The organism is Bacillus sp. B19-2 (assembly GCF_022832475.1).
GTDB lineage: Bacteria > Bacillota > Bacilli > Bacillales > Bacillaceae > Bacillus > Bacillus paralicheniformis.
Genome location: NZ_JALHKQ010000001.1, coordinates 633,389 through 658,067, shown reverse-complemented (window position 1 = coordinate 658,067; position 24,679 = coordinate 633,389). Strand labels below are relative to the sequence as shown.

Genomic DNA, 24,679 nt, shown 5'->3' with positions numbered 1-24,679 from the left:
AAGGAGCCGGTTTTCTGCATGGAGCATTTAACACACGCCAAGCAAGAAATATTTGACCTGTACATCAGGATCATTCATCAGCAGGAACAGCAAGAAACCGTCATGAAAGAGCGCATCTCCGCAGAAATGAAAAAGATGGAGCGCGAATTCGGAGCTGAACTGAAACTCAACATGTCTGACATCCATACGATCAGCTGCATTGGCGACCACGAACCGATCAACGTCACCTCGATTTCCGAGAAGATGGCATTTTCAAAAGCGACGGTCTCAAGGATCACCGCAAAGCTCACCGAAAAAGGCCTCGTCAGCAAAACACAGCTCAGCGATAATAAAAAAGAAATCTACTTTCGCTTAAGCCATAAAGGAAGAAACATTCATCACCTTCACCAGCGGGAGCACGAAAAAATCGAACAAAGCTTTAAACGATTTTTAAGCAGGTATTCAGCAGATGAGATTCTTTTTGCCAGGGCTTTGTTTCGGGACTTATTAACGGCGGATTTTCTGGCGGACACAGAAAAGACATAGCCTTCTTTGGCTATGTCTTTTCTACGTATTCGCCCCTGTCTGCTCTTTTTTCGAACGGTGCAGACGGATTTTGTAAATCGAAAGGATTAAAACGGCTACGATCAGCCCTTCTCCAACCGGCAGAAAAACGCCGAAAAAAGTTAAAAACGTACAGCCTAGCGCCAGAAAAAAGTAAATGATCGCCGTTTTCAACAGCGGCAGCCGTTTGGCAAACCCGAGTTTAAAGACGACCGCAGACAGAACGAAGATGGTGGCATAAAGCCACCACATTCCCGCCTCAGGATTCTGGTCCACTTTATAAAGAGCGGCAAAAAACGACAGCCGTTCACTTACATCAGTCAAAAAGATTCCCCTCCCCTTTGCTTAGTTGGGTTGCTCTTTTTTTAGGTTCTGCAAATGTTACGACAATCCTGCCAGCTTTTTCTTTTTCGCTGCTTTTTCGCGTTCGTTTTTGTCGAGAATTTTCTTTCTCAATCTGATGGATTCAGGCGTGACTTCGCAGTACTCATCCTCGTTCAAGTATTCAAGCGATTCTTCAAGCGACATGATACGCGGTTTTTTCATGCTGACCGTCTGATCTTTCGTCGCTGAGCGCACGTTTGTCTGCTGCTTCATTTTGTTGATGTTGACGACAAGGTCGTTTTCACGGTTGTGCTCGCCGACGATCATGCCTTCATATACTTCTGTGCCCGGCTCGACAAAAATCACGCCGCGTTCTTCAACGCCTTGAATGCCGTAGGCTGAAGCTTTCCCGGTATCCATTGAGACAAGCACACCTTGACGGCGCCCGCCGACTTGCCCGGGCTCAACAGGCTGATAGCTGTCAAACGTATGATTTAAAATTCCGAAACCGCGTGTAAGGGAAAGGAATTCGGTTGAGTAGCCGATTAATCCGCGTGAAGGGACGTTGAAAATCAGGCGGACTTGCCCGTTTCCGTTATTGATCATGTCGATCATTTCACCTTTGCGCGCGCCCATTGATTCCATTACAGATCCGGTATGCTCTTCAGGCACATCGATTTGCACGCGTTCAACAGGCTCACAGCGAACGCCGTCGATTTCTTTAATGATGACTTCCGGCTTCGATACTTGCAGTTCAAAGCCTTCACGGCGCATGTTTTCGATTAAAATCGACAAATGCAGCTCACCGCGTCCGGATACGATCCAGGCATCAGGTGATGGTGTCGGATCGACTCGAAGGCTGACATCTGTCTGAAGCTGCTGTTCAAGGCGCTCTTCAATCTTCCTGGCCGTGACATATTTTCCTTCGCGACCGGCAAAAGGACTATTGTTAACCGCAAACGTCATTTGAAGCGTCGGCTCGTCAATGCGCAGAACTGGAAGCGCCTCCTGCTGCTCAATCGGGCAGACGGTTTCTCCGACATTGATGTCTTCCATTCCTGATACCGCGACAAGATCGCCGGCTTTCGCTTCTTCAATCTCGACTCTCTTCAATCCCTGGAAACCGAAGATTTTCGTGACACGGAACGGTTTGGCAGAACCGTCAAGCTTCATTAAAGCAACTTGTTGTCCGACCTTCATCGTTCCTCTGAACACGCGTCCGATTCCGATACGGCCGACATAATCATTGTAGTCAAGCAGAGCCACCTGGAACTGTAAAGGCTCCTCATGGTTATCGACAGGACAAGGAATATGGTTGACAATCGCTTCGAATAAAGCTTCCATATTTTCATCCTGCTGCTTCGGATCAGCTGAAGCGGTGCCGTTGATCGCAGAAGCGTAAACAACCGGGAACTCAAGCTGTTCTTCATTGGCATCAAGCTCGATAAACAAATCCAGCACTTCGTCAACGACCTCTTCAGGACGGGCAAAATCGCGGTCGATCTTATTGACAACAACGATCGGCGTCAAGTTTTGCTCAAGTGCTTTTTTCAGCACGAAGCGGGTTTGCGGCATGCAGCCTTCATAAGCGTCAACAACAAGCAGAACGCCGTCGACCATTTTCATGATCCGCTCAACTTCTCCGCCGAAGTCCGCGTGTCCTGGAGTATCCAAAATATTAATGCGTGTATCTTTATAATTAATCGCTGTATTTTTCGCTAAAATCGTAATACCGCGCTCTCTTTCCAAATCATTGGAATCCATTGCGCGCTCAGCCACGTTTTCATTTGCACGGAATGTGCCAGCCTGATGGAGGAGCTGATCCACAAGCGTCGTTTTCCCATGGTCAACGTGGGCGATAATAGCGATATTGCGAAGATCTTCTCGAAGTTTCACATTTTCATCTCCTAAAAAATTTAGATAATCTTTCATATTATAACTGACGAACGAAGTTATTTCAATTTGTTTCGAATTTCCAGCTTCGGTTGACCCTTTCTATTCAGCGCGATTTTCTGTAAACTAACAGTAGACTTCATACTAAGGGGATGGGAAAACAGTGAAACAAATCAAATGGATATTCTTATTATTCGCACTTGCTGCAGTGATCAGCATCATGATGATCGGCGTTGCAGTCGCCGAAAAAAGCGGAGCCGGCGTCGCAATCGCCGTCGCGATTCTGATCGTCATTATGGGGAGCGGTTTTACACTCAAAAAAAGAATGCGCGAAAAAGGACTGCTTGAATAAGAAAGGAGCCCCTTCCGGCTGAAGGGGCTTTTGATTGTCAAACACGTAACCCCGCGTAAATCATAGCCTTGCACCATGTTCATCCCTCTGCAGTCTGAAAAAACCCGAAAAAAACCGGCGGCAACAAGCCGCCAGTTCTTATAAAAAGAATAAATAAATCAAAAGCATCAGCAAGTAGCCCCCGCCAAACAGCGCTGCCCCTTTGAGAATCAGCCTTTGATAGTACGCTTTCCTGAATTTTTGTTCTTCCGCTTCTCCTGCTTCCTTTGGCAATCTGCCGTCATCATGAAAATTGACAGGTTCCCTCATCATGTCGTACATTTCCCGGCAATCTACGCACGTTTTGATGTGCGCTGTAACCAAACGTTCCGTTTTGCGGCTGCAATCGCCTTCTATGTATAGAGGCAGTAAATCTCTCACAAGATGACATTTCATATTGTTAAACCTCCCTGCCTTCCAAGCTTTTTCTCAGCTCAAGGCGGGCCCGGTGAAGATTGGTTTTTACCTTTGACAGTTTCCAATTCAGCACTTCCGCTATTTCCTCATAGGAAAGCTCCTGAAACTCTCTTAAAATAAGTACGGTCTGGTAATGTTCTTTCAGTCGGTTAATGTGATGTCTTAACTCCTCCTGCCTTATGGCGTTTGCCAAATGGCGCTCAGGCATTTCAAACGTGTGCTGTTCCATGTCGCCGCAAGCCGTCACATCGGAAAACTGGATTTTTTTATCTTTTCTGTACCAGTTGATAAACGTATGATGCGCGATCGTATACAGCCATGTTTTGATCGAGGAATGGCCCCTGAAAGACTCCAGGCCCGCAAAAGCTTTCAGAAACGTATCCTGTGCCAGGTCTTTCGCCGTCTCAAGCTGATGGGTTCGCCTGTACAAATAGTACATAATGTCATGATAATATTCCCTGTACAGTTCTTCAATCGTCTGTTTTTTATTGGAAGCCATTTAGAAAAAAAACCACACCGTCATCCAAATCGAAAGGAGCAGGAAAGAACCATACAACGAGTAAACAAAAACCTTGATATGACGGAGCTGTTGACGATCATCCGCCTTTTGTATGCCGGGGAGCTTTCTATTCTCGACTGCTGCCGCTTCAGCCTGGCCTTGAAAAAGCGGCTCATGCTCTTTCATCCAGTTCACGGTTTCCTCTTCCAGTTCACCTTCTTGATAGAGCTCATACAAATCAAGAAACACCGCTTTTTTTTCTTCACTTGTCATCAAATTGTTTCACCTCATTTGTCACGGCATCAACCAAGTATGCATCATGTTCGTTTGAGCCGAACGGCTGGATGATGACAAGCCACGCATACCGGCTCTTTTGATCCCAGTCTGAAACAATCACAAGCTTCGTCCGTTTATAATAGACCAGCCCTTTTTGATAGCGTTCAGACACTTTCCGAAAAGCTTTTTCCCCGTCTTGATACGTGTAGGGGGGCTTTTCATCCGCTTCGCGAAATTCCTTTCTCACTGTCAGATAAGCACCCTCTTCATGTTTCGTCATGGTCCAGCCCGTATTTAATACAGCATCGCTTTCTTTTTTCTGAAATTCTATCAGACCCTTTTCTAACTCCACCCTTTTCAGCTGAGAAAGATCTTGATCAAATAATGAAAGCAAGCGTTTTTCGAGCTCTTGTCCGCGATAGGGCAAGGCGCTTTCAGATTTGAACGTAATAGCCGTTAATGCACCTGTTACAGGATGGAACACCATCTCCGTTCCGTCGTTTGTCTTCACGTTGATGGCTGCCGAGTTGAGGTTGAATAATAATGATAAATTGAAGTCTGTCAGCTTATAATGTTGAACAGGCATATCCAGTTTCCGATAAACCGCTTCAACACCCCGCTCGATATCCTGATCAGAAACACGGGCTTGTTTGACGCTTTCTAAGCTGTAAACAGACGCGTCCTCATGGAATTCCATCAGAGTCTCTGTCCGCCATGTAAACCTCATTGTGCTTAACTCAGGGTCCTGTCCCTCAGGGTAAAATTCAACAATAGCTTCTCCGTCATCACGGCTTACCTTTGCCTTGATTTGTTTGTCAAGTTCCCGGCCGTGTTCCCGCAGAAATTGCTTTGACCGCTTGATATATGCCTGATCGGACAGTGTGTTCCCTTTAGGCTCCTTTTGGTTGTAATAATTAGTAACCATTCCTGTCCAGCCGTCAACGTACGCCTCGTAATCTTTCGTTTTGAAATGATAAACGTTATGAAAATCCTGGTTGGTGGCTGACAAATAGATCAAGCTGTCCGTCGGAAAAAACGAGCTGACAGTCTGCTTCGCTTCTTTAACCGAAACAGGTTGAAAATTGGCATCAACCACATCTGAAACCTCCGGGTGTGAGATTGTAAAAGCGGCATCTGCAAAATTGTAAAAAGGGTTAAGAAGTAGTGTGAAAAATACGGCGGTGCCCGCTGTTAAAACACGCTTCACCCTCAAAAAAGGCTTTCTCGAGCCATTCAGCAAGTGATATGTCATAAGAAAACCGAGCATTGTCAGAAATACGTTCAGCGGAAAAAATTCGTAGCCGAGCTTTTTGATGAAGAAACCGCCGATTGTCACAATATAAAAAATCAGAAGGAGAACATAACGGTTTCTTTTCCAATAAAGTTGAAAAAACAAGCAGATCATCAGTCCTGGTATACCGACAATGAACAACAGAACGAGCGGCAATTGCTCGAGATCAGCCCCGTTTTCCTTTAAATAGACAGCAGAGCCGAACAGCGATTGAAAAAACGGCATCGTCATCACCGCAATGTCAAATGCAAAAAACAGCCCCTTGCCCCCTTTTTCCGCGAGTGTCATCATATAATGAAAAGAGACAAGCAAAATATAGCCGAACAGCAAAAACTGCATAAAAGGCAGGAGCGCATCTTGTCCCTCTATGTACAGGTTTGAAAACTCAGCCGCTTTCATTTGGTGAGCCAATTCAAACGAAAGGGCGCCCACCAAAATCAGCCTGAGCGCGATGCCTGCATAAAAAAAGAGACTCCGTCTGCTCACTTTCGGATGAAATGACACGGCATACAGAAGGGCAAGCCCTGTCAAACACCATTGAATGACAAGCATGCTCTGCCTGCTTAAAATAAAATAACGTTCAAAATGGAGTACATAATCACTAAATCGTTCAATCAATTTCCACAATTCCTTTACATCAAATTAAGGCCTCATCATCATAGACAAACGAGGCTGCAGATTGTTTCAAAAAATCATAAAAAATGAGACCTGTTGTCAAACAAGTCTCATTGAGCCTCAAGCAAGGGGCAACACCATAATCAAATATCGTTTTCCCCGCTCGTCTTTTTCCGTTTTCAGCTGTTCAAATCCCGAACGGGCAAGCATGTTCAGCCACGCGTCCTTTTCATAAGGCACCGCCGCAAACAACGCTTTATGCCCCTTTTCTCTCAAGCGTTTTCCGATCGTTTCAATCACTTCTTTTGCCCGGCCTTTTTGGCGGAAATCGGGATGGACAAGAAGTGTTCCGAGCCAAGGCTTGCCATTGGAAGGCGCCCATTCGAGATGAAAGCTGAGAGCCGCCGGCAGGCCCCTGTCTTCCCAGACGAGCCATTCGCCGTTATACATCGCATAAGTGCTCATATAGCGTTCCAGGCTGTTTCCGTCAAGCTCTTCCTTCGCCCACCCGGGGCTCGCTTCGGCCAGCTCCTCAAAAAAGGCGAAATCAGAAGAAGAGAAAGACCTGCTATTCATGCGGCAAATATTCGTCGAAAATCGCCCGGTGAGCTGCCGGATTGCCGGCTACGATGCTGTGGTTTTCAAGAAAATTGAGCGGTTTCCCGTCAATGGTCGTATATGTTCCGCCGACTTCATCAAGCAGGATGCAGCCGGCAGCGTAATCCCAAGGAGCAAGTCTCATCGTCACATACACATCCATTCTGCCGGCCGCTACATAAGCGAGTTCCAAAGCCGCTGAACCGTATGAACGGGTCCCTCTGACGCGCTTGACAAGCGGGGATAATACGCTTGGATCGATCCGTCTGTTCTCGGTGATCCATGTCGCATTGATGGCCAGAATCGATTCTTCAAGCGGCACTTCTTTCATCTTGCCGAGCTTTGTATCATTCATGTATGCACCTTCGCCTTGAAAAGCATGATAAAGCTCATCGTGAGTCACATCATAAATCAAACCGATTTTGCCTTTTCCGTTTTCAAAAATGCCGATTGAAATCGCAAAATTGCGTTTTTGATGAATAAAATTCATCGTACCATCGATCGGATCGATGATCCAAACGATACCGTCCAAAGACGTAAGCTTGTCCCCCTGGCCTTCTTCGCCAAGAATATGATGATCCGGAAAAACCGATTGGATTTTTTCAATGAAAAAACGCTCTGTTTCCTTGTCAATGTTTGTGACAAGATCATTTGGATTCGATTTCGTTTCAATTGTCATCTTTTCTTTCATTGACTGCTGAATTCTCTGACCAGCTTCTTTCACCCAGCTTTTCGCCAGGCGGTCGATTTCCTTCCAGTTTGTCATCACACAACCTCTTTTCTATGTATACCTGTTGATTTATTCATAGCATACTGATATTAGCCGGGAAAAATCAAGAAAAATGACAAATGATCAGGCGGCCCAGATAAAAACGAACCTCTCAACCGGTTCGTTTTTATTATGGTTTCAACCATATAATCTAATCCATTCTTTTCTGAGTCGTTCCAGTTTGCGCTTGCTCAACTCGATTTGGGTTTCATCCTTTTTTTCCATGGCTTCAAAAAGCGTTGCAAGTTCATAATCGACCTCAAGCCTCCAAACAGCGGCCCGATTGTCTTTTTCCTCTTTCAATCCTTGTTTCACAATTGGTTTCATGTGCCCTACGCCCCCTCCAGAGAAAATTGATTTCAAAGAGAATCCTTCTGGTTTTAGTCCTAAGCGTGATTTATATTAATTTCTTATTCATATCGTATGAAGTGCTCAAACATTCGCAACGTTATTCTAAAAATTGTGTGTTTACCTAACGATTCCCCAAAATCCGCGAAGCGAAACGTAATTTTTTGTTTGAAAAGCCGACTGTGATACAATATCTTTACTGATTGGACAAGGAGGAACACAATGAGCAGTCTGCGTTTTACTGAAGAGGATTTTCGTACATTTACAATAGAAGGTTTAGATGCGCGGATGAACGTTCTGAAAGAAACAGTGCGCCCGAAACTTGAAGGGCTCGGCGATCATTTTGCGCCTGTTCTGTCCGCATTGACAGGAGACGAAATGTTTGTCCACGTCGCAAAGCACGCGCGCCGCTCTGTCAATCCGCCGGACGACAGCTGGGTTGCTTTCGCAAACAATAAGCGCGGCTACAAAAAGCTGCCTCATTTCCAAATTGGTTTATGGGAAACCCACGTGTTCGTATGGTTTGCATTGATCTATGAGTCTCCTCTCAAGCAGGAATACGGCCAGCTGTTTAAAAAGCATCTGCCGGACATTGAAAGCAACATTCCAAGCCGTTTTGTCTGGTCGGCCGATCATACGAAACCGGGCGTCATAAGACAGTCTGAGATGGACGATAAAGAGCTGGAGAACCTGTTTGAACGGCTCGTCAACGTGAAGAAAGCAGAAGCGCTTTGCGGTATTCAGCTTGCAAAGGACGAAGTGCTGCAAATGAGCGAAGAGACATTTCTATCCGAAATCGAAGCGGCTTTTGAAAAGCTCGCCTTCCTTTACCGCCTGACGCAGAAAGTATCGGTTTAAACAAAAAGGGATGGCCTGTTGTGCCCATCCCTTTTTGTTTTGGATTTTCTCATTACATTTTAATTTTCGTATTTTCCGTTTGTTCCTTTGCTTTTTTGACTGCCTGATACGGAGAGTAATCGCTCGCTTCTTCAAACTGGCTGCAGAGCTTTTTTTCCTCCGCTTTTCCCGGAACGATTTCTTTAAAGCGGCGGTAAGCACTCATCAGTACGTCGCGCTCTACGCCTTTTTCATAAGCGAGCTCAACCGTCTGAAAAAACGATATGACGTCTATCGCTTCCTCTGTGCTCCAGTCTTCATTCATCGGATATTGGTATCCTTCTTCCATTTGGTTCATCTCCTTGTGCAGTTCGCCCTGACGGCTTGTTTGGCTTTAGTATTGGTTTTCTTTTTTGCGACTATCCAAAGGGACAGAGCAGCCCTAAAGATGATAAAATGTTCTTTACATTCTTTCAAGAACATAATATAATTCATTTGTTTTATGCCATCAAGCAAAAACGCAAAATAACTCAACGATTTTTGATAAAGAATAGTCTTTAAAGAAATAGCAGGTTTATCATGAAGGTGGGAAAACAATTGTTGCAGCACGAAACACCCCTATATACCGGATTAAAAAAACACGCCGGCAAAAACCCGATCCAGTTCCATATACCCGGGCACAAAAAAGGCTCCGGGATGGACCCTGAATTCAGGGCGTTTATCGGAGAAAACGCATTAAGCATAGATTTAATCAATATCGAGCCTCTCGATGATCTGCATGCACCGAAAGGAATCATCAAACAGGCGCAGGATCTGGCGGCTGAAGCATTCGGAGCCGACTACACGTTTTTTTCCGTTCAGGGAACGAGCGGCGCCATCATGACGATGGTCATGGCCGTATGCGGCCCCGGAGACAAAATCATCGTGCCGAGAAATGTTCATAAATCGGTCATGTCAGCGATCGTCTTTTCAGGCGCAGTACCGATCTTCATCCATCCGGAAATTGACGATGAGCTGGGAATTTCACACGGAATCACCCCTGAATCAGCGAAAAAAGCGCTGCTTGAGCATCCTGACGCAAAGGGGCTTCTCGTTATCAACCCGACTTATTTCGGCATAGCTGCAGACTTAAGAAGCATCGTGGAGCTGGCTCATTCATTTCATGTTCCTGTGCTTGTCGACGAAGCACACGGCGTTCACATCCATTTCCACGAAGATCTGCCTCTTTCGGCCATGCAGGCCGGAGCGGATATGGCGGCAACGAGCGTTCATAAGCTCGGAGGATCCCTTACACAGAGCTCGATTCTCAATATGAAAGAAGGTCTCGTTTCAAAAGAAAGGGTTCAATCGATTTTAAGCATGCTGACGACGACATCGACCTCCTATTTATTGCTCGCTTCACTTGATGTCGCAAGAAAACGCCTAGCCACAGAGGGACACGAACTGATCGAACAAACGATTAAGCTCGCTGACGAAACAAGGATCCGCATCAATGATATCAACGGTATTTCATGCGTCGGGAGGGAAATTCTCGGCTCCAAAGCGGCTTTTAACTATGATCCGACCAAATTGATCATATCTGTGAAAGATCTCGGCATGACCGGGCATGATGTGGAAAAATGGCTGCGCGAGTCATATCAAATCGAAGTGGAGCTTTCTGACTTATACAACATCCTGTGCATTTTTACACCGGGAGACCGGAAAGAGGATGCGGATGCGCTGATCAAAGGCTTAACCGACATCGCTCAACAGGCCGCCTCTGCTGCGGAAAACAGACGCAAGCCTGAAGTGCTTCTGCCAAACATTCCGGCGCTTGCAATGACACCGCGTGACGCTTTTTATGCAAATACGGAAATCATTCCGTTTAAAAAAGCGGCTGGCAGAATCATTGCCGAATTTGTGATGGTTTATCCGCCAGGGATACCGATCTTCATTCCAGGCGAGATCATTACCGAGGATAATATCAACTACATCGAAAAGAACCTCGAAGCAGGGCTGCCTGTTCAGGGACCGGAAGATGACACCCTCCATATGATCCGCGTCATTAAAGAACAGCAAGCAATCCTTTAAAAAAACATAAAAGCATGCGGCACTGTAAATGGCCGCATGCTTTTTTCTATTCTTCCTCTCTAAGATGGCAGTTGCACTGTCCGCACGTTCCGTAAAGAATCGTCACTTTCTCATCTTCAAAATGCTGAATGGTTTCATTGCAGTCTTGACAAACGATCGTGCCCATCTTTCATTCCCCTTTTCTTTTCAAAATGGAAGCGTTTAAATTTGTTACCCTTATAATATTATGTCACATTAATATTGTCAATGGTTAATTGTATAACACATTTAAATCATTTTTGCTCTTTTTTCAAAAAAGGGCCATTCATGTTATATATGTATTCCTGCTTAAAGCGTAGGCAGAACGCTTCTCTGCTGATCCCGACTATGTACCCATCAAATCCGTTCAATCTACAACGTCTCATAAATAAAACGGCAGTTATCAATTGTGTAACAAATGGGTAACAACGAAAGAATATTTCAATTATCATGATAAAATAGGAATTGTTTACTAATCGAACAGGAAAATCGGCTTGCATTATATAGAGAGGTGAGGAGACGTCATGTGGTTTCGAGCGATATTCACCGCCGCAATTTGTTTCCTTTTTTTGACGAGTGGATGTTCTTTATCTCACATCATGCCTGACCATCAGCAGCAGCAAAGCGCCAACCAACGCCACCTCAAGCTCATCTTTTTTTCCGATGACGAGCATATGGGGCAGGAAGTGGCTTATTATGATGCGCTTTTGGATTTAAAAAAAGAATTTCCCGAACAGGTTTCAAATATGGAAATTTCACATGAGAAAGGCCAGTGGAAAAAAGAGGTTAAAATCTTTCCCAGCTTGCTGCTTGTTCATGATAAAAAAGTACTGGTTAAAATTGAAGGAAAAATAAAAGATAAAGATAAAATTGTAGAGCTTCTTCAAAAAGAATTGAAGCATTAAAAATCCCCTGTGTATGTGCAAGGGGATTTTTTATCTTGAGCTATTGCTAAAATACATAAAAAACCCCCTGCTGGGGGTTTTTCTGTTAATTATTTTACAACGTGAATCGGCATGCCAATGGCAACTTCTGCAGCTTCCATTGTGATTTCTCCCAATGTAGGGTGAGCATGGATTGTCATGGCGATATCTTCAGCAGTCATGCCTGCTTCGATCGCCAAGCTCAGCTCAGAAATCATGTCAGAAGCGCTTGCTCCGGCGATTTGTGCACCGATAACTAAGCCGTCTTCTTTGCGTGTTACAAGTTTAAGGAAACCGTCAGTTTCGTTTAATGACAGCGCACGTCCGTTTGCAGCAAACGGGAATTTGGCTGCAGTCACTGCAAGACCTTCTTCTTTAGCCTGTGCTTCAGTGTATCCCACAGATGCAAGTTCAGGTTCAGAAAAGACGACCGCAGGAATTCCGAGATAATCGATTTCCGCTGCTTCTCCGGCAATCGCTTCAGCAGCGATTTTACCTTCATAAGAAGCTTTATGTGCAAGCGGAGGACCTTCGATGATGTCACCGATCGCATAGATGTTCGGAATGTTTGTACGGCATTGTTTGTCCGTTTTGATGATGCCGCGGTCCGTCATTTCAACGCCCACTTGTTCAAGTCCGAGCTCGTCCGTGTTTGCAACGCGGCCGACAGTAACAAGTACGTAGTCCGCATCGATCGTTTGCTCTTCGCCTTTCACTTCGAACGTAACGGTTACGCCGTCAGCTTTTTCTTCTACGCCTTTAGCCATAGCTTTTGTATGGATTTCAACGTTGCCTTTTTTCTTCAGGTTGCGTTTGACAAGAGAGCTCATTTGCTTCTCAAAGCCTGGAAGGATTTCTTCTCCGCCTTCAAGAATGACAACTTCAGTGCCGAAGTTTGCATATGCAGTACCGAGCTCTGTTCCGATGTAGCCGCCGCCGATGACAACGAGCTTCTTAGGAATTTCTTTCAGTGCAAGCGCGCCGGTTGAATTCAGTACGCGGTCGCTATATTTGAAGTTTGGCAATTCGATAGGGCGAGAACCTGTTGCAATGATCGCATTTTTGAACGTGTAAGTCTGAGCTGAATTCTCATCCATCACGCGTACAGAATTGCTGTCTACAAAGTACGCTTCGCCTTTTACGATGTCGACTTTGTTGCCTTTCAGAAGGCCTTCAACACCGCCGGTCAGCTTATTGACGACAGAGGCTTTCCATTCTTGAACTTTTGTAAAGTCAACTTTTACGTTTTCAGCAGTGATCCCCATCTCTTCAGAATGCTTTGCATTCTCATAACGGTGGCCTGCATTGATCAGCGCTTTTGAAGGGATACATCCGACATTCAGACATACGCCTCCAAGATTGCCTTTTTCAACGATTGTTACTTTTTGTCCAAGCTGAGCAGCGCGGATGGCAGCTACATAGCCGCCAGGTCCCGCACCAATGACAAGAGTATCTGTTTCAATAGGGAAATCTCCTACTACCATTACATTACGCCTCCATTAAAATTAATTGTGGATCGTTCAGCAAACGCTTGATGTGATTTAATGCGTTTTGTGCAGTTGCGCCGTCGATCATACGGTGGTCGAAGCTTAGAGAAAGAGCCAGAACAGGTGCAGCGACGATTTCGCCGTCACGAACGACAGCTTTCTCAGCGATGCGGCCGATTCCAAGGATCGCAACTTCCGGATGGTTGATAACCGGTGTGAACCATTGACCGCCGGCAGAGCCGATATTCGTAATTGTGCAAGAAGCGCCTTTCATTTCAGCAGGAGCAAGTTTGCCTTCGCGTGCTTTTGTCGCAAGTTCGTTGATTTCGTTTGAAATTTCAAAAACAGCTTTGCGGTCCGCATTTTTAACGACCGGCACAAGCAGGCCTTTGTCAGTGTCTGCCGCAATACCGATGTTGTAGTAATGCTTCTGAATCACTTCATCTGTATTGTCGTCAATTGATGTATTCAAGACTGGATATTTTTTCAGAGCTGATGTTAAAGCTTTTACCACGTAAGGCAGGTAAGTCAGCTTAATTCCTTGATCAGCCGCAACTTGTTTAAACTGCTTGCGGTGAGCGACAAGGTTTGTCACATCGACTTCGTCCATTAGTGTAACGTGTGGAGCGGTATGTTTTGAGTTGACCATAGCTTTCGCGATGGCTTTGCGGATTCCGCTCATTTTCTCGCGCGTTTCAGGGAGTTCGCCTTCAGGCACTTGAACCGCCGCTGTAGGTTTTTGTGCAGCAGGCTCTGCTTTTTCTTCAGCTTGAGCAGCCTGAGCGTTTCCGGCAGTTCCTCCGTTTAAGAAGCTGTCGATATCTTCTTTCAGAACGCGGCCGTTTTTGCCGGAACCTGAAACATTCACGATATCAACGCCTTTTTCGCGGGCATACTTGCGGACAGATGGCATTGCAATGACGCGCTTATTCGGATCTGTATCCGCTTGCTCGTTTGCTTCCGCTGCTTCTGCAGGTGCATCAGTTTCTTGTTTTTCAGCTTCTTCCGCTTTCGCTTCGCCTGATTCGTCGCCTTTGAATTGAAGATCTTCGTAACCTGGTGCATCAAATGTGATGATTGTCTGCCCAACGGTTGCGACTGTTCCCTCTTCAACTTTTAATTCTAATACTTTTCCTTTAACAGGTGAAGGAATTTCTACAACTGCTTTATCGTTTTGCACCTCTGCCAAAACGTCGTCTTCGTTTACCTCGTCGTTTGGCTTGACGAACCATTTCACGATTTCGCCTTCGTGGATTCCTTCCCCGATATCCGGAAGTTTAAATTCAAATGCCACAGTTTTCGACCTCCTAAGATTATTACGTAGTTGATATAGTGGTCAGCCTGCTTGTTGAGGCTGACTGTCAGCAGACGGCTACAGTTTCTCCGACTGACTGTGGAAATGCATGAAGGGAAAAAGACTGATATCAGCTTTTCCCTTTGAATTGTTCAGATCTAATTAAAATTCCAATACTTTTTTCGCAGTTTCAAGCACGTCTTTATGGTTCGGAAGCCATACGCTTTCAGCTTGAGAGAATGCGAATACAGTATCAGGAGCAGTGACGCGAAGCACCGGAGCTTCAAGGCTCAAAATCGCGCGGTCGTTGATTTCGGCAACAACGTTTGCAGCCACTCCAGCCTGTTTTTGCGCCTCTTGAACGACGATCGCGCGGCCTGTTTTTTCCACAGATGCGATGATCGTGTCGATGTCAAGCGGGCTGACTGTGCGAAGGTCGACAACCTCAGCAGATACGCCTTCTTTTTCAAGCTCTTCTGCAGCTTTTAATGACTCGTGAACCATCGCTCCGTATGTGATGATGGAAAGGTCTTTTCCTTCGCGTTTCACATCGGCTTTGCCGATTTCAATTGTGTATTCCTCTTCAGGAACTTCCTGACGGAATGAACGGTAAAGTTTCATGTGCTCAAGGAAGACAACCGGATCGTTATCGCGGATCGCGGAGATTAAAAGTCCTTTAGCATCGTACGGAGTTGAAGGAATGACGACTTTAAGTCCAGGCTGCTGTGCAACGAGTCCTTCCAAGCTGTCCGCGTGAAGTTCAGGCGTATGAACACCGCCGCCGAATGGAGAGCGGATTGTCACTGGTGAAGTCCAGCGGCCGCCGGAACGGTAGCGCATCCGTGCCATTTGTCCGGAAACTGAGTCCATCACTTCGTACACAAAGCCGAAAAATTGAATTTCCATTACAGGACGGAAGCCTTGTAAGCCTAAGCCGAGTGCAAGGCCGCCGATACCAGATTCAGCAAGAGGAGTGTCAAATACGCGATCCTCACCAAACTCTTTTTGCAATCCTTCAGTCGCACGGAACACGCCGCCGTTAACACCGACGTCTTCTCCGAAAACTAAGACATTTTCGTCATTTTTCAGTTCTGTGCGTAACGCATCAGTGATTGCTTGAATCATTGTCATTTGCGCCATGGCTTACTTCGACTCCTTCTCTTTATAAATTTCCTTTTGTTCTGCAAGGTTGTAAGGAAGCTCTTCATACATGATGTCGATCAGGTCGGTCACTTTTTGCTTCGGCTCTTCGTCAGCTTTTTTGATCGCCTGCTTGATTTCTTCTTTCGCTTCTTCAATTACCTTGTTTTCTTCTTCTTCAGACCAAAGGCCTTTGTTTTCCAAGAATTTGCGGAAACGGACAAGCGGATCTTTCTGCTCCCACTCATTCTCGATTTCTTTCGTACGGTATTTCGTCGGGTCGTCACCGGCCATAGTATGAGGACCGTAACGGAAGCAAAGCGTTTCGATCAGGGTAGGGCCTTCGCCGTTTACAGCGCGCTCGCGTGCTTCGCGTGTCGCAGCGTATACAGCAAGGGCATCCATGCCGTCTACTTGAACGCCGACGATACCTGCAGCCGCAGCTTTTTGTGCGATTGTTTGAGCTGCTGATTGCTTCTCAACAGGTGTAGAAATCGCATAGCGGTTGTTTTGAACAACGAAAATAGCTGGAGCTTTATACGCACCGGCAAAGTTGATTCCTTCGTAGAAGTCACCTTGGGAAGCACCGCCGTCTCCAGTATAAGTGATCGCCACAGCCTGTTTGCCGCGTTTTTTCAAGCCGAGTGCAACGCCGGCCGTCTGGATGTATTGCGCACCGATAATAATTTGCGGTGACAGCGCATTGACATCATCCGGCATTTGATTGCCGCGGAAATGTCCGCGAGAGAACAAGAATGCTTGATAAAGTGGAAGTCCGTGCCAGATCAGCTGCGGAACATCACGGTAGCCCGGAAGAACGAAGTCTTCTTTTTCAAGCGCGAAATGCGTGGCAATTTGAGACGCTTCCTGACCGGCAGTCGGCGCGTAGAAGCCAAGGCGGCCTTGTCTGTTCAAAGAAATAGAACGCTGATCCAAAATGCGTGTATACACCATGCGGCGCATTAATTCTTTTAATTGATCATCAGATAGATCGGGCATTGCCGCTTCATTAACGACTTCGCCTTCTTCATTCAAAATTTGAAACGTTTCGAACTGCTTTTTAATGGCATCGAATTGCTTTTTGCTATCAACGATTGCTTTTTTCGTTTTTGCAGCCATATAAAGTCACCTCTTCCTTTCTTTTGACAGTCATAGACGTGTATCCCTTATACATACAGAATTAGGGTGTCCTAAATTGACGGGCGCAACTCATATTTATTTCTTATTAGCCGCTTTGATGGTTGTCGAAACTTTTATGTAAGGACAGCACAACGCGTTCTAAAACTGTATCATTTATAGTTTATGACAAACTAATACAACAAGTTCCACCAAGGCTAAGTTTACACCAGTCGATCATGCTCGTCAATCGATTTCATTCCTGAAATTCAATAAATGTATTCGCTTTACTAAATTTCTGTTTCAGCGTTGTTCAGACTGTTTCAAACTGTTCTAGTATAGATGGAATTCTGTATTACAATAGCAATACAGATTTTGTCGAAAAAAGAGGGCTGAATATTCAGCCCTCTTTCATCTCGAACCCCGCAGCCTTGTAAAAATCTTTTCTGGCTTTGTTGTAATCCTTTGTATACTCATTGAAATGTTTGCTTTCTTTCAGCACTTTGTCATACGATTGATTGATTTTTTTCAGCTGCGCCTCGAGGTCATCCAGTTCAAGACCTTTGTTTTTGAGCAGCTTGTACAGCTCTTTGTCAAGGCCGATTGCGTTCTGATAGGCGTCATAAAGCGAATCGTAGGCTTTGTAGCGCTTTTCCATAAAAGAAGCAGCGTTCTCAGCTTTTTTCCTGACCTTCTGATCATCGATTTTTTCCGCAGACGCTTTGTTCGCTTCAAACTCCTGCTTTGCTTCGTCTATGCTTTTTTTCTCAGAATTCAAGTGCTTCTCGCGGTTTCCGGCTGTCTTGAGCGCTTTGTCGGAGAGCGCAGCGATCCGGTCAAAATCATCCATATTGAGCCTGATCATCTCCTCGTAAAGCTTTGATTCGGCTTTTTCCAGACTTTTAAGGGAACCCTGCTCTTGTTTAAAAGGCTCTTCCAATTTCACGATCTTCTCCAGCGAGCCGTGAAAAGACTCGACAGGATCTTTCCAGAGACAGCCCGATAATACAAATGCTGCCGTGAAAAGAACAACGATGCCTGCTGGCACCCGCATGTTTGAAAATTTCACTCTGAACTTCCCCCAATCTCGACAAATTCCACTATAAAATGAATTCGTTTGTTTGACAACAGAAGTCTAAAGCGCATGGACAAGCCGATATCAGATCGGTATGCCCCCGCCTTCGCTTTTAGACCAAAACATTTAGGGAAAATTCCTTGAAGTTGGGCATTCGACTATACAACCTTTGGACTTTTACATAATTTATATTAGACGCCATGCCTACCAAAAAGAAAAGGCTGGCGTAAAATAACGGAGGAGGTCTTCATATGTACGGTTATTGCTGCCCTGGATACGGGTACGGCGGCGGTTATGGATACGGCTACGGCCGCACATTCGCTTTGATCGTCGTTCTCTTTATATTGCTGATTATTGTAGGGGCCGCTTATTTAGGCTGCTAGCCCCTGATGAATCCGTCATGACCAGCCTCCTTTGGCTGGTCATTTTATCATGCACAGAGATTGCGCGAAAAGAGCAAGATCCGCTATACTTTACATAATGAATCGTTGGGAGTGAAGATGTTGATCACAATGGAAAACATTGTCCGCGACGGGCACCCCGCTTTAAGAACCGTCGCCGAAGAAGTTCAATTGCCAGCTAGCGAAGAAGAAATCAAACAGCTGAGCGACATGATCGAGTTTGTCAAAAACAGCCAGGACCCTGAAATCGCTCAAAAGTACAACCTTCGTCCTGGTGTCGGCCTAGCCGCTCCGCAAATTAATATCAATAAACGAATGATCGCTGTTCATGCCGAAAATGAAGACGGGACACTTTACAGCTATGCGCTTTTCAATCCGAAGATCGTCAGCCACTCTGTTCAAAAATGCTATTTGACAAGCGGCGAGGGCTGCCTGTCCGTCGACGAACCGATTCCCGGATATGTTCCGCGCTATGAACGGATCCGTGTCAAAGGAACGACACTTGATGGCGAAAACGTCGACATCCGCTTAAAAGGATTTCCGGCAATCGTATTCCAGCATGAAATCGATCATTTAAACGGCGTTATGTTTTACGATCATATCGACAAAGAAAACCCGCTGAAACAACCCGAAAACGCAACGCCTGTCGGCAGATAATGCCGCAAAAAAAAACGGATCAGACATGATCCGTTTTTTTATGGTTTCAAAAGCCCGAGGGCTTCTACCGCGTATTGAATGCCGTCTTCATCGACGGGCTTTGTGACAAAGTCGGCTATTTTTTTCAGCTCGGGCACAGCGTTGCCCATCGCCACTCCTGTTCCCGCGAACTTGATCATCTCGAGGTCGTTCAGACCGTCTCCGAACGCGTAAGTATCCTCTCTGTCGAACGGAAGCTTTTCAATGACTTTTTTGATTCCTTCCGCTTTCGAACCGCCAGAAGGCAGCACATCTGTGGAGCGCTCGTGCCAGCGGACGAGATCAAACTCCTGAAACCGGCTGTACCGCTCTTCCTCGTCTTGCGTACAGAACAAGAGGACCTGAAAAATATCCCTGCCTTTAAAATAGGCGCGATCCTCTTCCGGCGGATTGACTTTTAAGCTGCCGATCCCTTCATGGACGAACGGATGGCCGGCAGTTGTAGAGCGCATCCCCTCTTCTCCCATGAAGACGAGGGGATGGCCGCAGCTGTCCGAATGCGCAAGCAGCGCTTCCAGTGACTGTTCGGCAATGGGGTTTTTATAAATGACCTCTCCTTCAAAAACGACATATTGTCCGTTATAAGAGACAAAAGAATCGATGCCCAGTTCTTCAAGCACAGGCCTGACCATAAACGGCGCCCGGCCTGATGCGATGAAAACATGATGGCCGTGCGCTTTCAAATCGGAGACAGCCTGTTTCGCGGTGTCGGGAATACGTTTATCATGATCATAAATCGTTCCGTCGATATCAAAGAAAATCAGCTTTTTATCCATGGCAGTGAATCCTTCTCCCTTAGCTAGTATGATTGATGGTTCTCCTGTACCATCATACAAAAACTGCGTACGCGAGAAAACCTTTTCACTTCAAAATCAAAACAAAATCAACATGCCAATAATATCCATGTAACAATAGACGGATTCATCATATAATAGAACTAAAGAGATACGGTAGTGACCGGACAAATCAGAGAAAGGAGGAATCCGTATGCTACGCCGACTGCGGAAAAAATTAAAAAAACAGCTGAATGGCATGATGCGCAGAAAGTCGATTGCCTAAAAGGACCTTCACTCGTGTGGAAGGGTCCTTTTTTTCTCAAGCGCTTTTCTTATGAGGCAATTTCGAATATAATAGAAAGATGAGTCTAACAATCGGCAGTTAAGGAGAGATTTGGATGATCTATAAGGTATTTTATCAAGCAAGCAATGACGAAGTACCTGTTCGTGAAAAAACAGATTCAATTTTTGTGGAAGCTCAATCTGAACGTGAAGTCAGATCTAAATTAAAACAATACAACTACAATATTGAGTTTATACAGCAAGTTGAAGACGCTTTTTTAGAATATGAAAAGCAAAGCGAAAATTTTAAAGTATTGGAGTTATGAATGCATGAAATTTGTTAAAAATGATCAAACGGCTGTATTTGCCCTTGGAGGACTTGGGGAAATCGGCAAAAACACGTACGGGGTCCAGTTCCAGGACGAGATCGTGCTCATCGATGCGGGGATTAAGTTTCCGGAAGACGAGCTCCTCGGAATCGACTATGTCATCCCCGACTACACTTATTTAGTCAAAAACGAAGAAAAAATCAAAGGTCTTTTTATTACGCACGGCCACGAAGACCATATCGGCGGAATACCGTACCTGCTCAAACAGGTGAACATTCCCGTTTACGGCGGGCAGCTCGCCATCGGCCTTCTCAGAAAGAAGCTTGAAGAGCACGGTCTGCTGCGCCAAACAAAGCTTCATATCATTGAAGAAGACGATATCGTCAAATTCAGAAAAACGTCGGTTTCTTTTTTCAGGACGACCCACAGCATTCCGGACTCATACGGGATTGTCGTAAAAACACCGCAAGGAAACATCGTACATACCGGTGACTTTAAATTCGATTTTACACCGGTAGGCGAACCCGCCAACTTGACCAAGATGGCCGAAATCGGAAAAGAAGGCGTGCTTTGCCTGCTTTCTGACAGCACCAACAGTGAAATCCCTGATTTCACGATGTCAGAGCGCAAAGTCGGAGAAAGCATTGATGACATTTTCCGAAAAGTCGAAGGGCGGATCATCTTCGCAACCTTCGCGTCAAACATCCACCGCCTGCAGCAGGTGATCGAAGCAGCTGTTGCAAACGGACGGAAGGTTGCCGTATTTGGGAGAAGCATGGAGTCGGCGATTGAAATCGGCCAAACGCTCGGGTATATTAAGGCTCCGAAAAATACGTTTGTTGAAGCGAATGAAATCAACAGGCTTCCTGCCGGCAAAGTGACGATTCTCTGTACCGGAAGCCAAGGTGAACCGATGGCTGCGCTATCTCGAATTGCTAACGGCACACACCGGCAGATCTCCATCAATCCCGGGGATACGGTCGTATTTTCATCATCTCCGATCCCGGGCAATACAATCAGCGTCAGTCGCACAATTAACCAGCTTTACCGGGCGGGTGCCGATGTCATCCACGGTGCTGTGACTAACATTCATACATCAGGACATGGCGGCCAGGAAGAGCAGAAGCTGATGCTCCGCCTCATCAAGCCAAAGTTTTTCATGCCGATTCACGGTGAATACAGAATGCAGAAAATGCACGTCAAACTGGCGACAGACTGCGGAATTCCTGAGGAAAACTGCTTTATTATGGACAACGGCGAAGTGCTTGCTTTGACAAGCGAAGAAGCCTCAGTCGCAGGTAAAATCCCGTCAGGCAATGTCTATATTGACGGAAGCGGCATCGGCGACATCGGGAACATCGTGCTTCGCGACCGCCGGATTCTTTCTGAAGAAGGGCTTGTCATTGTCGTTGTCAGCATCAACATGAAAGAATTCAAAGTGTCCGCAGGACCTGACTTAATTTCCAGAGGGTTTGTTTACATGAGAGAGTCCGGTGATTTAATCAATGATGCTCAGGACCTGATTGCAGGACACCTTAAAAAAGTGATGGAGCGCAAAACAACGCAGTGGTCTGAAATTAAGAACGAGATCACAGACACGCTTGCTCCGTTCCTCTATGAAAAAACAAAACGCCGGCCGATGATCCTTCCGATTATTATGGAAGTCTAATCGCGGCTTTAGCAAAAAACGGATGCACCGGTGTGCATCCGTTTTTTTATGGTTGAATCGGGATATGCCTGAACGCTTTAACATCAAACAAGCCTTCCGTCGTCATTTTAATGTCGGGAATAACAGGAAGCGCTAAAAAAGAAAGCGTCAGAAAAGGATTGAACGCTCCTGAAAATCCTGTCTCCGTTAATGCTGCATGAAGAGATTTTAAGCTTTCGTTTACCGTCTCAAGCGGTTTGTCCGACAAGAGGCCGGCAATCGGCAGAGCGACGGATTGAAGCTCCTTTCCTCCTTTTGCAATGGTGAGGCCTCCCCCGATTTCTCCGAGACGTTCAACCGCTTTTAAGATGTCTTGATCATTTGTACCGACAGCGATTAAATTGTGGGAATCATGAGAAATCGTTGTCGCGATGGCGCCTTCTTTTAAACCGAAGCCCCTGACAACGCCGAGTCCGATTCCTTTAACGCCGCGATGGCGCTCAATCACTGCAATTTTCATCAGATCGCTTTCCAGATCCGGCTGAAAAAAAGCGCCGCTTTTCGGCTTGGCCAAGGACAGCTTTGTTTCAAGCTGATTGGGGATAATGTCAATAACCCTGATTTCACTCCCTTGAACGATCGGAATTTCCAGATCATTCGCATGCAAATCAGGGAGATGGACAGATTGGAGCAGAGCGGCTGCCGCATTGCCGCCCATAGATTCGCTTTGTTCTGCCCCGCTCCAGATCACGCCGTTAATCATCGTCTTTGAAATGCTGACGTTCTCAAAATCGCTGATGAAAAGGAGGTCTGCGTCATAACCCGGTGCGACCGCTCCCTTCGCCTTTAACCCGAAGCATTCCGCTGCATTGAGGCTGCCCATTTGATATGCGAGAAACGGGTCAAGTCCCTCTTGAATGGCAAGCTTGACCTGGTGGTTAATGCTTCCTTCATCGATCAGTTCATCCAAATGCTTATCATCCGTACAGAAAAAGAAGCGTCTCGCATTTTTCTCATTGACCGCAGGCAAAACATGACGTGTATTCTTTGCCGCAGAGCCTTCTCTCAGCATGACGTACATACCTCTTCTGACCCGTTCAAGCGCCTCTTCAGGTGTTGTGACCTCATGGTCTGTCAGCACGCCCGCCGCTCTGTAGACATTGACGAACCCGGCTGACAAGCCGGCCAGATGTCCGTCAATACGCTTGCCTGCTGTATGGGCATCCATGAGCTTTTGCACCATATCCGGCTCTCCCGCTTCAACAGCCACATAGTCCATCACTTCCGCAAGCCCGAGCACCTCTTCGCGGCTGTAAAAAGGATGTAAATCTGCGGCGTTCAAAACCGCACCCGATTTTTCAAATGGTGCCGCAGGCACACAAGAAGGGAGCATAAAACGAATGTTCAGCCTGGTCATCTTAGCCTGCTCCAACATGAACTCAAGACCCCTCACTCCTGAGACATTCGCGATTTCATGGGGATCGGTGACAACGGTTGTCACACCGTGGGGAATCACCGCTTTGGCAAATTCGGGCGGCGTCACCATTGAAGACTCAATGTGGACATGACCGTCGATAAAGCCGGGAACGATCATTTGTCCTTCTGCGTCAATGGTATTCTCCCCCTCATAATCGCCCAAACCGACGATGGCCCCGTCTGTGATAGCGATGTCTGTCTTCAACCATTCCTGATTAAAAACATCCATGATCTTTCCGTTTTTAATTACAGTATCCGCTTTTTTACGATGACTGGCGGCGCCAAGCCGGCGAATGAACATCTCTTTGTCCAAAGATATATGTCCCCTCTCTTTTTTATATGGATATGGTTCAATATCGTAGCTGAATCGTTTGAAACAGTCAATGAAAAGATCAAAAAAACCGCGGGCTGTGGGGTTCCCGCGGCTGATCGATGGCATTTTAATGTTGAAAGACTTTTTTTTCAAATCTCTCGATGTCAGGATTTGAGCCGATGACGATTAAAATATCGTCTTTTTGAATCTCTTCGGTGGCAAGCGGAGATACGATGACTTCTTTCCCCCGCTTGATCGCGACAATATTAATTCCGTATCTGGCCCTGATATCAAGGTCAAGCAGCGTATTTCCGGCCAGTTTGCCGTTCGCTGCGATTTCGACAAGGCTGTGTTCATCAGAAAGTTCAAGATAATCAAGCACATTGTTGGAGACGATATTGTGGGCGATTCTTTTTCCCATTTCACGCTCCGGATGAACGATCCGGTCCGCTCCGATTTTGGATAATACTTTTTCGTGATAATCGTTTTGAGCTTTGACAGTGATCATTTTCACACCAAGCTCTTTCAAAATCAGCGTTGTCAAAATGCTCGCTTGAATGTTCTCCCCGATCGCTACAATGACGTGGTCAAAATTGCGCAGTCCAAGGTTTTTCAGCACTGATTCATCTGTAGTGTCTCCTATCACAGCATGTGAGGCAATTTTGGCGTATTCGTTTACGCGATCTTCATCTCTGTCGATCGCCATTACCTCAAGCCCTTCTTCACTCAATGCTTTACAAATGCTGCCGCCGAACCGGCCGAGTCCAATTACTGCAAATTCTTTTTTCATCGGTAATTCCTCCATGGGTCAATCTGAACAAATTCTATCATATGA

The 24,679-nt window shown here is 45.9% G+C and carries 29 protein-coding genes; 9 read left to right on the top strand and 20 right to left on the bottom strand.

Translation table 11 applies throughout. The annotated features are described in order from the left end of the window. Positions 1 to 18 precede the first annotated feature (18 nt). Entirely contained in the window at positions 19 to 525 is a 507-nt protein-coding gene (locus MST20_RS03465; protein ID WP_243940136.1) for a MarR family transcriptional regulator, read from the top strand. 21 nt (positions 526 to 546) lie between these two features. Here MST20_RS03465 and MST20_RS03460 read toward each other — a convergent pair whose 3' ends face one another. Together MST20_RS03460 and typA are read right to left on the bottom strand one after the other, a co-directional pair. Beyond that, positions 547 to 867: a YlaH-like family protein gene (locus MST20_RS03460; protein WP_003181448.1), complete on the bottom strand. Its 321-nt coding sequence runs from the start codon at positions 865 to 867 to the stop codon at positions 547 to 549. A gap of 57 nt (positions 868 to 924) precedes the next feature. Continuing rightward, positions 925 to 2,763 carry a translational GTPase TypA gene (gene typA / locus MST20_RS03455; RefSeq protein ID WP_243940134.1) on the bottom strand — a complete coding sequence of 613 codons (1,839 nt, stop codon included), beginning with the start codon at positions 2,761 to 2,763 and terminating at the stop codon, positions 925 to 927. Positions 2,764 to 2,923: 160 nt separating this feature from the next. Here typA and MST20_RS03450 point away from each other — a divergent pair, with 160 nt between their 5' ends. Further along, complete coding sequence (locus MST20_RS03450; RefSeq protein ID WP_243940132.1) at positions 2,924 to 3,112, top strand: YlaF family protein; 189 nt, start codon at positions 2,924 to 2,926, stop codon at positions 3,110 to 3,112. Positions 3,113 to 3,250: 138 nt separating this feature from the next. Here MST20_RS03450 and MST20_RS03445 read toward each other — a convergent pair whose 3' ends face one another. The 7 genes from MST20_RS03445 to MST20_RS03415 all read right to left on the bottom strand — a co-directional run bounded on the left by MST20_RS03445 (position 3,251) and on the right by MST20_RS03415 (position 7,942). Continuing rightward, complete coding sequence (locus tag MST20_RS03445) at positions 3,251 to 3,547, bottom strand: anti-sigma factor family protein (RefSeq protein ID WP_243940130.1); 297 nt, start codon at positions 3,545 to 3,547, stop codon at positions 3,251 to 3,253. 4 nt (positions 3,548 to 3,551) lie between these two features. Next, positions 3,552 to 4,067, bottom strand: coding sequence for a sigma-70 family RNA polymerase sigma factor (locus tag MST20_RS03440; protein ID WP_243940128.1), 516 nt, complete (start codon positions 4,065 to 4,067; stop codon positions 3,552 to 3,554). Then, positions 4,068 to 4,340: a hypothetical protein gene (locus tag MST20_RS03435; RefSeq protein WP_243940126.1), complete on the bottom strand. Its 273-nt coding sequence runs from the start codon at positions 4,338 to 4,340 to the stop codon at positions 4,068 to 4,070. After that, positions 4,330 to 6,252 carry a hypothetical protein gene (locus MST20_RS03430; protein ID WP_243940124.1) on the bottom strand — a complete coding sequence of 641 codons (1,923 nt, stop codon included), beginning with the start codon at positions 6,250 to 6,252 and terminating at the stop codon, positions 4,330 to 4,332. The genes MST20_RS03435 and MST20_RS03430 overlap by 11 nt, the downstream gene beginning before the upstream one ends. Before the next feature lie 117 nt (positions 6,253 to 6,369). Continuing rightward, entirely contained in the window at positions 6,370 to 6,825 is a 456-nt protein-coding gene (locus MST20_RS03425) for a GNAT family N-acetyltransferase (protein WP_243940122.1), read from the bottom strand. After that, positions 6,818 to 7,612: an inositol monophosphatase family protein gene (locus MST20_RS03420; RefSeq protein ID WP_165426902.1), complete on the bottom strand. Its 795-nt coding sequence runs from the start codon at positions 7,610 to 7,612 to the stop codon at positions 6,818 to 6,820. Before MST20_RS03420 ends, MST20_RS03425 begins: the two co-directional genes overlap by 8 nt. Before the next feature lie 141 nt (positions 7,613 to 7,753). Beyond that, positions 7,754 to 7,942 (bottom strand): hypothetical protein, encoded by a 189-nt coding sequence (locus MST20_RS03415; protein ID WP_020451253.1) that lies wholly within the window; start codon positions 7,940 to 7,942, stop codon positions 7,754 to 7,756. A 243-nt stretch (positions 7,943 to 8,185) separates the two neighbouring features. Between MST20_RS03415 and MST20_RS03410 the strand changes: the two genes are divergently transcribed. Continuing rightward, positions 8,186 to 8,821 carry a YktB family protein gene (locus MST20_RS03410; RefSeq protein ID WP_243940120.1) on the top strand — a complete coding sequence of 212 codons (636 nt, stop codon included), beginning with the start codon at positions 8,186 to 8,188 and terminating at the stop codon, positions 8,819 to 8,821. A 52-nt stretch (positions 8,822 to 8,873) separates the two neighbouring features. On the opposite strand, the gene MST20_RS03405 is transcribed toward MST20_RS03410, so the two are convergent. Both MST20_RS03405 and MST20_RS03400 read right to left on the bottom strand, forming a co-directional pair. After that, the gene (locus MST20_RS03405) at positions 8,874 to 9,149 is read right to left on the bottom strand and encodes a UPF0223 family protein (protein ID WP_020451251.1); all 276 of its coding nucleotides are present in this window, start codon (positions 9,147 to 9,149) and stop codon (positions 8,874 to 8,876) included. A gap of 5 nt (positions 9,150 to 9,154) precedes the next feature. Then, positions 9,155 to 9,409 (bottom strand): hypothetical protein, encoded by a 255-nt coding sequence (locus MST20_RS03400; RefSeq protein ID WP_243940118.1) that lies wholly within the window; start codon positions 9,407 to 9,409, stop codon positions 9,155 to 9,157. Between MST20_RS03400 and MST20_RS03395 the strand changes: the two genes are divergently transcribed. After that, a complete protein-coding gene (locus MST20_RS03395) occupies positions 9,398 to 10,870 on the top strand; it encodes an aminotransferase class I/II-fold pyridoxal phosphate-dependent enzyme (protein ID WP_243940116.1) in 1,473 nt (490 codons plus the stop codon). The two genes, MST20_RS03400 and MST20_RS03395, sit on opposite strands and share 12 nt — an antisense overlap. A gap of 46 nt (positions 10,871 to 10,916) precedes the next feature. On the opposite strand, the gene MST20_RS03390 is transcribed toward MST20_RS03395, so the two are convergent. Continuing rightward, positions 10,917 to 11,036 (bottom strand): GapA-binding peptide SR1P, encoded by a 120-nt coding sequence (locus MST20_RS03390; protein ID WP_020451249.1) that lies wholly within the window; start codon positions 11,034 to 11,036, stop codon positions 10,917 to 10,919. Between the two features lie 538 nt (positions 11,037 to 11,574). Between MST20_RS03390 and MST20_RS03385 the strand changes: the two genes are divergently transcribed. Continuing rightward, positions 11,575 to 11,793: a hypothetical protein gene (locus MST20_RS03385; RefSeq protein ID WP_243940114.1), complete on the top strand. Its 219-nt coding sequence runs from the start codon at positions 11,575 to 11,577 to the stop codon at positions 11,791 to 11,793. Between the two features lie 89 nt (positions 11,794 to 11,882). Here the strand turns inward: MST20_RS03385 and lpdA are convergent, their stop codons facing one another. The 5 genes from lpdA to MST20_RS03360 all read right to left on the bottom strand — a co-directional run bounded on the left by lpdA (position 11,883) and on the right by MST20_RS03360 (position 17,917). Continuing rightward, the gene (gene lpdA / locus MST20_RS03380; protein WP_020451247.1) at positions 11,883 to 13,295 is read right to left on the bottom strand and encodes a dihydrolipoyl dehydrogenase; all 1,413 of its coding nucleotides are present in this window, start codon (positions 13,293 to 13,295) and stop codon (positions 11,883 to 11,885) included. A gap of 4 nt (positions 13,296 to 13,299) precedes the next feature. After that, positions 13,300 to 14,592: a dihydrolipoamide acetyltransferase family protein gene (locus MST20_RS03375; RefSeq protein WP_243940112.1), complete on the bottom strand. Its 1,293-nt coding sequence runs from the start codon at positions 14,590 to 14,592 to the stop codon at positions 13,300 to 13,302. Between the two features lie 162 nt (positions 14,593 to 14,754). After that, on the bottom strand, positions 14,755 to 15,732 hold the full coding sequence (gene pdhB / locus MST20_RS03370; protein WP_243940110.1) for an alpha-ketoacid dehydrogenase subunit beta: 978 nt from the start codon (positions 15,730 to 15,732) through the stop codon (positions 14,755 to 14,757). A gap of 3 nt (positions 15,733 to 15,735) precedes the next feature. After that, positions 15,736 to 16,851: a pyruvate dehydrogenase (acetyl-transferring) E1 component subunit alpha gene (gene pdhA / locus MST20_RS03365; protein ID WP_075753024.1), complete on the bottom strand. Its 1,116-nt coding sequence runs from the start codon at positions 16,849 to 16,851 to the stop codon at positions 15,736 to 15,738. 397 nt (positions 16,852 to 17,248) lie between these two features. Further along, positions 17,249 to 17,917, bottom strand: coding sequence for a YkyA family protein (locus tag MST20_RS03360; RefSeq protein ID WP_165426898.1), 669 nt, complete (start codon positions 17,915 to 17,917; stop codon positions 17,249 to 17,251). 257 nt (positions 17,918 to 18,174) lie between these two features. On the opposite strand from MST20_RS03360, the gene MST20_RS03355 reads away from it, so the two are divergent. Both MST20_RS03355 and def read left to right on the top strand, forming a co-directional pair. Further along, complete coding sequence (locus MST20_RS03355) at positions 18,175 to 18,306, top strand: YjcZ family sporulation protein (protein ID WP_003181399.1); 132 nt, start codon at positions 18,175 to 18,177, stop codon at positions 18,304 to 18,306. Between the two features lie 120 nt (positions 18,307 to 18,426). Then, the gene (gene def / locus MST20_RS03350) at positions 18,427 to 18,981 is read left to right on the top strand and encodes a peptide deformylase (protein ID WP_075753456.1); all 555 of its coding nucleotides are present in this window, start codon (positions 18,427 to 18,429) and stop codon (positions 18,979 to 18,981) included. Positions 18,982 to 19,019: 38 nt separating this feature from the next. On the opposite strand, the gene MST20_RS03345 is transcribed toward def, so the two are convergent. Beyond that, on the bottom strand, positions 19,020 to 19,796 hold the full coding sequence (locus tag MST20_RS03345) for a Cof-type HAD-IIB family hydrolase (RefSeq protein WP_243940108.1): 777 nt from the start codon (positions 19,794 to 19,796) through the stop codon (positions 19,020 to 19,022). A 398-nt stretch (positions 19,797 to 20,194) separates the two neighbouring features. On the opposite strand from MST20_RS03345, the gene MST20_RS03340 reads away from it, so the two are divergent. Continuing rightward, positions 20,195 to 20,404 (top strand): DNA-dependent RNA polymerase subunit epsilon, encoded by a 210-nt coding sequence (locus tag MST20_RS03340; protein ID WP_020451240.1) that lies wholly within the window; start codon positions 20,195 to 20,197, stop codon positions 20,402 to 20,404. A gap of 4 nt (positions 20,405 to 20,408) precedes the next feature. Then, positions 20,409 to 22,076: a ribonuclease J1 gene (gene rnjA, locus MST20_RS03335; RefSeq protein WP_243940106.1), complete on the top strand. Its 1,668-nt coding sequence runs from the start codon at positions 20,409 to 20,411 to the stop codon at positions 22,074 to 22,076. 46 nt (positions 22,077 to 22,122) lie between these two features. On the opposite strand, the gene ade is transcribed toward rnjA, so the two are convergent. Together ade and MST20_RS03325 are read right to left on the bottom strand one after the other, a co-directional pair. Further along, complete coding sequence (gene ade / locus MST20_RS03330) at positions 22,123 to 23,844, bottom strand: adenine deaminase (protein ID WP_243940104.1); 1,722 nt, start codon at positions 23,842 to 23,844, stop codon at positions 22,123 to 22,125. A gap of 127 nt (positions 23,845 to 23,971) precedes the next feature. Then, complete coding sequence (locus MST20_RS03325; RefSeq protein ID WP_020451237.1) at positions 23,972 to 24,634, bottom strand: potassium channel family protein; 663 nt, start codon at positions 24,632 to 24,634, stop codon at positions 23,972 to 23,974. Between the last annotated feature and the right edge of the window lie 45 nt (positions 24,635 to 24,679).